This window comes from Brasilonema bromeliae SPC951, from assembly GCF_012912135.1.
Taxonomy (GTDB): domain Bacteria; phylum Cyanobacteriota; class Cyanobacteriia; order Cyanobacteriales; family Nostocaceae; genus Brasilonema; species Brasilonema bromeliae.
Genome location: NZ_QMEB01000280.1, coordinates 1 through 7,708, shown reverse-complemented (window position 1 = coordinate 7,708; position 7,708 = coordinate 1). Strand labels below are relative to the sequence as shown.

At 42.4% G+C, this 7,708-nt stretch carries 8 protein-coding genes; 5 read left to right on the top strand and 3 right to left on the bottom strand.

Features of this window, described 5'->3' with window-relative positions:
* A partial coding sequence (locus DP116_RS25335; protein WP_211173506.1) for a DNA cytosine methyltransferase occupies window positions 1–475 on the top strand: 475 nt, incomplete at its 5' end.
* A gap of 9 nt (window positions 476–484) precedes the next feature.
* Here the strand turns inward: DP116_RS25335 and DP116_RS25330 are convergent.
* Window positions 485–1,180 (bottom strand): Eco47II family restriction endonuclease, encoded by a 696-nt coding sequence (locus DP116_RS25330; RefSeq protein ID WP_169157782.1) that lies wholly within the window; start codon window positions 1,178–1,180, stop codon window positions 485–487.
* A gap of 111 nt (window positions 1,181–1,291) precedes the next feature.
* On the opposite strand from DP116_RS25330, the gene DP116_RS25325 reads away from it, so the two are divergent.
* Together DP116_RS25325 and DP116_RS25320 are read left to right on the top strand one after the other, a co-directional pair.
* A complete protein-coding gene (locus DP116_RS25325) occupies window positions 1,292–1,639 on the top strand; it encodes a hypothetical protein (RefSeq protein ID WP_246275787.1) in 348 nt (115 codons plus the stop codon).
* Window positions 1,640–1,817: 178 nt separating this feature from the next.
* Window positions 1,818–4,007 (top strand): DEAD/DEAH box helicase, encoded by a 2,190-nt coding sequence (locus DP116_RS25320; RefSeq protein WP_169157781.1) that lies wholly within the window; start codon window positions 1,818–1,820, stop codon window positions 4,005–4,007.
* 203 nt (window positions 4,008–4,210) lie between these two features.
* On the opposite strand, the gene DP116_RS25315 is transcribed toward DP116_RS25320, so the two are convergent.
* Together DP116_RS25315 and DP116_RS25310 are read right to left on the bottom strand one after the other, a co-directional pair.
* A complete protein-coding gene (locus DP116_RS25315; RefSeq protein ID WP_169157780.1) occupies window positions 4,211–5,113 on the bottom strand; it encodes a S1 RNA-binding domain-containing protein in 903 nt (300 codons plus the stop codon).
* A gap of 171 nt (window positions 5,114–5,284) precedes the next feature.
* Window positions 5,285–6,025 (bottom strand): dienelactone hydrolase family protein, encoded by a 741-nt coding sequence (locus DP116_RS25310; protein ID WP_169157779.1) that lies wholly within the window; start codon window positions 6,023–6,025, stop codon window positions 5,285–5,287.
* A 200-nt stretch (window positions 6,026–6,225) separates the two neighbouring features.
* Here DP116_RS25310 and DP116_RS25305 point away from each other — a divergent pair, with 200 nt between their 5' ends.
* Both DP116_RS25305 and DP116_RS25300 read left to right on the top strand, forming a co-directional pair.
* On the top strand, window positions 6,226–7,212 hold the full coding sequence (locus DP116_RS25305) for a GntR family transcriptional regulator (RefSeq protein WP_169157778.1): 987 nt from the start codon (window positions 6,226–6,228) through the stop codon (window positions 7,210–7,212).
* 64 nt (window positions 7,213–7,276) lie between these two features.
* Entirely contained in the window at window positions 7,277–7,666 is a 390-nt protein-coding gene (locus DP116_RS25300) for a cupin domain-containing protein (protein ID WP_339381565.1), read from the top strand.
* The last annotated feature ends 42 nt before the right edge of the window (window positions 7,667–7,708 follow it).

Below are 7,708 nucleotides of genomic sequence, written 5' to 3'. Positions count from 1 at the left end.
AACAATAAATTACACCGTTTTATGGAGTTTTACTCTGTTTTACGAGTCTCCCTTGAAAGATGTTCCACCTTCTGAAGGTATGAAATATAGTCCAAAGAGATCTCAAGTTTTAGAGTTAGTTCCACCAGGCGGCTGCTGGCGAGATTTACCTGAAGATATTCAAAAAAGCTACATGATGAAAAGCTACTATCTCACAGGTGGGCGTACTGGTATGGCACGTAGAATTTCTTGGGATGAGCCAAGTCTAACTCTGACTACTTCTCCCTCACAAAAACAAACCGAACGCTGTCATCCAGAAGAAACTAGACCTTTTACAGTAAGGGAGTATGCCCGAATTCAAACTTTTCCCGATGATTGGGAATTTATGGGTGGTGTAGGCTCAAAATATAAACAGATTGGTAATGCAGTTCCTGTAAATTTTGCTTATCACTTAGGAAGAGCTATAGTTAACGTGCTAACAAGTGGATCCCATTGATTTATTACCTCAGTAAGCTCTATCAAATAAGGTTTTATAGCTTGCTCGCTGTTGTTCACTAAGTCTATCAAGTCCGGAAACTTCACCGATCACGTCTGGTAATACATTAAAAAGCATACTTAATGCCCCTGGCACACCAGTTGCCATATCGTAAAATGCTTGACCACTGATTTGTCTGATTTTTTCATTTAAAGGTCTTCTTGTACTAGTAGTCCGATCTGAAGGAGTAAAAGCTCTATCGTAGGGCTTTTTCGTATTAGGAATAATTTCTACATAATAGGCTGTAAAACCTTGATAATCCGGTTCGTTTAAACGGTTTGATAAATAATCGTATATTCCAAATTTATCACTTCCTTTAACAGTGTTATACTTATTTTTAATTTCAGCAAAAATTTGGCGTGTATCGTTACAGATATCGAATCCTTGAGGAAGTACTCTCCAGCCAGGAATACTACCTAAAATATTCTGGTGGAAATAACCTATTTGATTTTGTACAGTTTTTTGACTTTGTCTAGCTCTTTCCTTCGTCAGCCAATCATTTAAGTCAAAACCTTGCACAGCACCATCAAAAATAGCTGAAAACGGATATATCACATTTTTGTACATTGCTTCTTCGGCTTTTTGTTGAGTTTCAAGAATACAGTCAACAACTATTTTGACGGCAGATTTAAGGTCATCATCGGCTATATAGGAAAGATAACTCATGCTCAATAATTCAGTAGTCCTAACAATTGTATATACTAACCAATCCTCAGTTATACCTCAGCACAATCAGGGTAATAGGTTCGACTAGTTCAAACTTTGTGTAGCAGAAATTTGTCACTGCCCCTTGGGCGATCGCCCTCTCTCTCCCCTCCAACCCACGCCAGTTCCATCGTGCTACCATTGCCAATAAATTCAACTAACAGGTTGATAGTTGCTACTCTTCATGACCCAGATTTACCTGATGATTTGTATGAACAGCTACAAGAGTTAGCTACTGTTGAGAACAGATCAATTAACACTCAAGTTATCACTCTATTACGAAATGCTTTATCAGCTAAGAGAAAGCAAGCGGAAGACCACAGGCGACAGAATGTTGCAAAACTCTTGGAGGAAACTCGTCACCGCCACCGCGTGAATCCAGCGGACTTAGGATTACCTCATCTGCAACCTCACTACTGATAGCTATATAAAAAATTATTACAATAATTTCAACTAACTCCGCATATCTGCTGGACTTAACCAGCTACGTAGTTCCGTGTATTCGCACTGGTAAGTATCATATTGCCAGTGCTAGCTTGGCAGCATTACTCAAAATACTTTTGTATAAAAAAATTGAACTAGTACAGGCAGGGACTAAATGATTGTTGGGCATGAAGAACAAAGTAGCAAATTTATCACGACTGAACCGTTAAAAGTTAACACTGAAGCAGGTGAGCAGAAAGTTTGGGATGCTGTTAAGAGTGCTTTTTCTGATAGAAACTGTATCGGTTATTGGCGTTATCCAATTTTCTCGAAGGTGGGAGAGATTCGTAAGGAACCTGATATTCTCATTGCTGATCGAGAATTTGGTTTAGTGGTTATTGAGGTCTTACCAGTCGTCATTGACCAAGTCGTTACTATTGATGATGGTATTTTGCAGTTGCAAAACTATCACACTACAGAATCTAACCCTTATCAACAAGCCGAACATCAACTGCGAGTATTAATTGCGTATACAGACCGCGAATCTGCTATTTGGCGCAGGGTTACCGGAAGAGCGATCGCTGCATTACCTCTGATTACCCAAGAACAATGGCAACAAAAGAGCCTTGACCAATTACCCAACTGTCCTCCTCTAATTTTCCAAGACCAGTTAGGTAAAGTTGGCTTGTTGGAACGTATTCAACAAACTGCTGCGGTAGTTCCAGGAGAAAACCTGGAAGATAAAGACTGGGAATTGCTACTGTCAGTTATGAGTGGGACACCCGTGCTTCGTAAACCTCCTCGTGCGACAGTTTCGACGACCACAGGCAAAACCCGCGCCATTGTCATGGACAGTTTGCGACAAAGGCTATACGAAATAGATTTACAGCAAGAACATATTGGTAAAGAAATTCCCCCAGGTCCTCAGCGAATTCGTGGTATTGCTGGTTCAGGCAAAACAGTACTGCTATGCCAAAAAGCGGCGATGATGCACCTCAAGCATCCAGACTGGGATATTGCCTTGGTGTTTTTCACGCGATCGCTCTACGATTTGATGATTGGCTTGCTGGATCAGTGGATACGCCGTTTCAGTGGTGGTGAGTTGCAGTATGAGCCGAAAACTAATCTCAAACTGCGAGTGCTTCATGCGTGGGGAGCAAAGGAACATCCAGGTTTGTACAGTATGATCTGTGACTACCACGGCAAAAGACGCGGAACGGTTGTAGACACAAAACAAAGACAACCTAACCGGGGTTTAGCAGACTTATGTAAACGGCTACAAGAAGAGATAAAAATTGAGCCGATGTTCGACGCCATCTTGATTGATGAAGGTCAAGATTTAGTAGCCGAAGATGATTTGAAATATGAAGATAAACAAGCAATTTATTGGTTGGCTTATCAAGCGTTACAACCTGTCAGTGAGGAAAAACCAGAGGAACGCCGCTTAATTTGGGCTTATGATGAAGCACAAAGTCTTGATAGTATAGCAGTCCCAAAAGCGAAAGAAGTATTTGGCGAGAATTTGAGCAATCTTTTGAGCAAGCAACCGCAATACTCAGGTGGAATTAAACGTTCTGAGGTGATGCGCCGTTGTTATCGCACTCCTGGCTCAATTCTCACAGCTGCTCATGCAATTGGTATGGGTTTGCTACGTCCAGAAGGAATGCTTGCAGGTATTACTAACAAAGATGATTGGAACAGAATTGGTTACGAAGTCAAAGGAGACTTCCGACGTGTTGGTAAGCCGATAACCATACATCGACCGTCTCAATATTCACCCAACCCTATTGCTGAACTTTGGGGTAACTCTATATTGGAATTTCAAACTTACGGTTCTCGCCAAGAAGAAATGACAGCGCTGGCTGAGAATATTATGCATAATATTGTTCACGATGGTCTTAATCCCAGCCGTGATATCTTAGTGGTCATTTTAGGTTCTACTTCCGAAGCAATAGAGTTAGAAACTGAAGTTGCGGGTTTCTTGATAGACCAAAATATTGATGTCTATATCCCCACTGCTTTGACCTTAAATGATTTGGTTCCCCAATGGCCCAACAACGACCCAGATAAATTCTGGCATGAAGGTGGGGTTACGGTGTCGCGCATCAATCGCGCTAAGGGACATGAAGCTGATATGGTTTATGTGGTTGGCTTTGATAATGTCGCTCGCAATGAAGATGATGTGAATTACCGTAACCAATTGTTTGTTGCTTTAACTAGGGCGCGGGGTTGGGCAAGTCTGAGTGGTGTCGGTCATTATCCGATGTATGATGAGATGCGGCAAGTCATTGCTAGTGGTGATACTTTCACGTTCACCTACAAGCGGCCACCGAAACGGGATATTGGTGATGGGGAAGCAGTTTAGCAACGGATACTGTAACCGATATAGCAGAATTTTTTGCCAATGAATACTGGCAAGCTCTCTTAGAGCCTGCGTTGTGCAGTTAGGGCAGTTTGGTCTGTGAAATCAAATTTGCTTTTACAGAATTGACTTTACAACAGCAACTCCAAGAGAGTTATTTGTTGGTAGTGAGTGGTTAGTAAAATAACCAACAACTAACAACTAACTTATTCCAACAGCTTGTTCCTTGCTCGTTCTGCACGCGCCTGGGCTGATGCCATCACCTCGTCCATATTTTCTAGGATCTCACCAGGGAAATTTTCCAGAACTCTAGTGGAAAGAGCAACCCGACCTTTGCCTTGATCTAAATCTATAATGACAGCTTTTATTGGTTGACTGACTTGAAACACTTTTTCCAAATTGTCAATAAATTTCTGGCTCACTTGCTTAATATGAAGCAAAGCGCTTGTGCCATCTAAATCTACAAACACGCCAAAGGGTTTGATACCAGTTACTTTTCCGGACACTAGCTGACCAATTTCTAACATACTGAAGCTAGCAGATTGGGTTGCGATGCGCTGGGAAAGAATAAGCTTGTTGTTAGTACGGTTAACTTCTAAAAAGCCAGCAGTCAGAGATTGACCTTTGAGTGCTTCTAAATTATCTCGCTCAACCAAGTGCGATCGCGGAATAAATCCTCGTAAACCCTGCACATCAACAGTCACTCCACCCTTATTTAAATTTATTACCCGCACTTGTATTGTTTGGGAATTCTCTTGCATTTGCGCCAGTCGTTCCCAAATCTGCTTGATTTCTAATTGCCGTCGCGAAAGGGTGACTTGACCTTCTGCATCCTGATCTCTGATGATTAAGAATTCTAAACTCTCATTTAGTGGCAGCACCTCCGATAAATTGGTTACTGCTCTCAAAGAAGCCTCATCGCGGGGAATAAACGCTGACGATTTGCCACCAATATCGACATATGCCCCATCTGAATCAAGTTGGAATACTCTGCCATGCACCACTTGTCCCTTTTGAAACTGATAATCGTGTATTTCCAGTGCTTTGGCAAAGTCGTCCATTGTAAATGACGAATTGGCTTTTTGAGAAAACTTGGCTTCGGAATCCATGACTCTTAAAGATAAATTGCTATTCTAGCTAACGCCACTGAAGTTTGATTCAACACCAAACAACACTATTCGAGTGACTATGATTGCTTATAAAAACTGTCCTTAGTCATTTGTTATGACTCATGACTAGGGACTAGCTTAAAGCAAAGCGGACGTAAATCAATTGAATAGTTATAGTTGTTTAAACAGTTGTTTTACCTGCTCCCAAGCATCGGCTGCGGCTATAGAATTATAACTGGGACGTTGGTCGCAGAAAAATCCGTGGTCAGCTCCATCGTAGCGAAACACACGATGAGGAATGTTGTATTTTTCTAACTCTGCCTCAATTTGGTCTACTTGTTCCTGTGGGATGCTAGCATCTTCCATGCCAAAAAAGGTGTAGACGATGCCTTTAATATCTGGGGTAAGCGTGATGGTGGGATTCCCACCTCCTGGTGTACGGTTGGGGATACCAGCACCGTAGAAGGAAGCGGTGGCTTTGATATCTGGTAAAGTGGAAGCAAGATAAGCGACATGACCACCAAAACAGAAGCCGATGCAACCAAAGCCGTTTTGCTTTACATTCGGCAAAGTTTTCAGATAGTCAACGGCTTTTTGAATGTCGCTCAATAGTTCTGAAGCCTTTGTTTGCTCCCATGCGTATTTTTTACCCACTTCTATATCTTCCTTGGTGTAGCCAGTTTCAAATCCAGGGGCAACTCTTTGGAAAAGTGCGGGTGCAATTGCCAGATAACCTTCCTTGGCAATACGTTCTGTGACATCCCGAATGTGGGAGTTGACTCCAAAAATCTCTTGCAAAACTACAACTCCTGGGTAAGAACCTTCTTCAGAAGGCTGTGCCAGATATGCCTGTATTTGCAAATGATCTTGCGAAAGATTAACTGTTGTGGTATGTATTGCTCGCTCTGCCATAATAGTTTTTACCAGTTCTTTGTGACTATATAGATATAGCTATGCCGATAGCTCAAGCCAATGTCCAATCAAATTATCAACTACAAGTAACAACCGCACCAGAATTTTTCAATAGAGAAATTCAATATATAAGTAAAATATTTGACGCTTAGCAGTCACAGCTGGTCGTATGCAGCCATTATCACGCAGGAGATTCGGTAATGATTCAGTTTCGTATTCAGCCAGACAGTGAAATCCCCGCATCAACCCAGCTGTTTAATCAAATCCAATTTGCGATCGCCTCTCGGCAATATTCCCCAGGTTATAAACTGCCGAGTACGCGCGCGTTGGCAATGCAAACTGGTTTACACCGCAACACAATCAGCAAGGTTTACCGCCAGTTGGAAGAAGAGGGATTTGTAGAAAGTCTTGCTGGCTCAGGAATTTACGTTCGCGCTCAAGGTCATGAGGGTGGTAGTAAGCTGCAATCGCCAATGCTCAAACAATATCCTCAAGCATACAAAGTTGTCCAGCAGGCAGTTGACGAACTGCTCTCCCAAGGCTGCTCGCTTAATCAGGCGCGTGAGATATTTTTAGCTGAAATTGATTGGCGTTTACGTTGTAGTGCGAGAGTGTTGGTGACGGCTCCAAATCAAGACATCGGTGCTGGAGAATTGATGGTGCATGAATTGGAAGAATCCCTCAAAATACCAGTACAGTTGGTTGCTATGGAAGAATTGGCTGCTGTGCTAGATCAAACTTCCTCAGCGACAGTGGTTACACATCGGTATTTTATTGGGGAAGTGGAGGCGATCGCAGCACCCAAAGCCGTACGCGTCATTCCCCTGGACATACAAGACTATGCCAAAGAGTTCAACCAGTTTAAAAACCTACCAAAAGACAGCTGTCTTGCCATAGTGAGCCTCAGTCCTGGCTGGCTGCGAGCAGCAGAAGTTATCATTCACGGTTTACGGGGTGATGAAATACTCGTAATGAGTTCGCAACCAAAAGATGCCTACAAACTTCAAGCAATGGTTAAACGGGCACAAGTGATTTTTTGCACCGATAAACCTAGTTTTGCTGCAGTGCAAGCTGCTATGCAAGTCGTTCATGAAGACATTATTCGTCCACCCAAGCTGATGTGTGGTGAAAATTTTATTGGTAGTAACTCGATTAACTTGCTTAAACGAGAGCTAGGGTTGGGATAATAAATAAATTTAGGCTTTATTGTGGTGTTCAGACCGTTTGCCAACTTGATAGGAGGACATCAACGTGACTGATGAACAACATTCTCTGCTGAAAGCAGCAGACATTAATTCAATGAATGCGTTTGAGTTTCATCATCCGCTCAATCCCAATTCAGAAATTTATTTACGGTTCCTTGGGCGTGCTGTCGGTCTTAAACGCATTGGTGTGACGATTGCTCGTGTACCTGCGGGTAAGGAATCTTTCATTTATCACGCTCACCAGAATGAAGAAGAATGGGTTTACATCTTGTCAGGTCGAGGTATTGCGGAAATTGGAGATATGGAATACGAAGTTGAACCAGGAGACTTCATGGGATTTGGGCTACCCCAACAACCCCATCATCTTCGTAATCCATTCAATGAAGACCTTATATACCTGATAGGTGGAGAAGCAGGACGCTTAGAGGATGTTTGAAAAGTAGGGGTCTTTGTAAGAAAACTCACAAAGCTTAAGCTG

Bases quoted from the DNA above. Each gene is read 5' to 3' on its own strand.
- DP116_RS25305 (WP_169157778.1), top strand. From the start codon at position 6,226: ATGATTCAGTTTCGTATTCAGCCAGACAGTGAAATCCCCGCATCAACC.
- DP116_RS25315 (WP_169157780.1), bottom strand. From the start codon at position 5,113: ATGGATTCCGAAGCCAAGTTTTCTCAAAAAGCCAATTCGTCATTTACA.
- DP116_RS25310 (WP_169157779.1), bottom strand. From the start codon at position 6,025: ATGGCAGAGCGAGCAATACATACCACAACAGTTAATCTTTCGCAAGAT.
- DP116_RS25320 (WP_169157781.1), top strand. From the start codon at position 1,818: ATGATTGTTGGGCATGAAGAACAAAGTAGCAAATTTATCACGACTGAA.
- DP116_RS25330 (WP_169157782.1), bottom strand. From the start codon at position 1,180: ATGAGTTATCTTTCCTATATAGCCGATGATGACCTTAAATCTGCCGTC.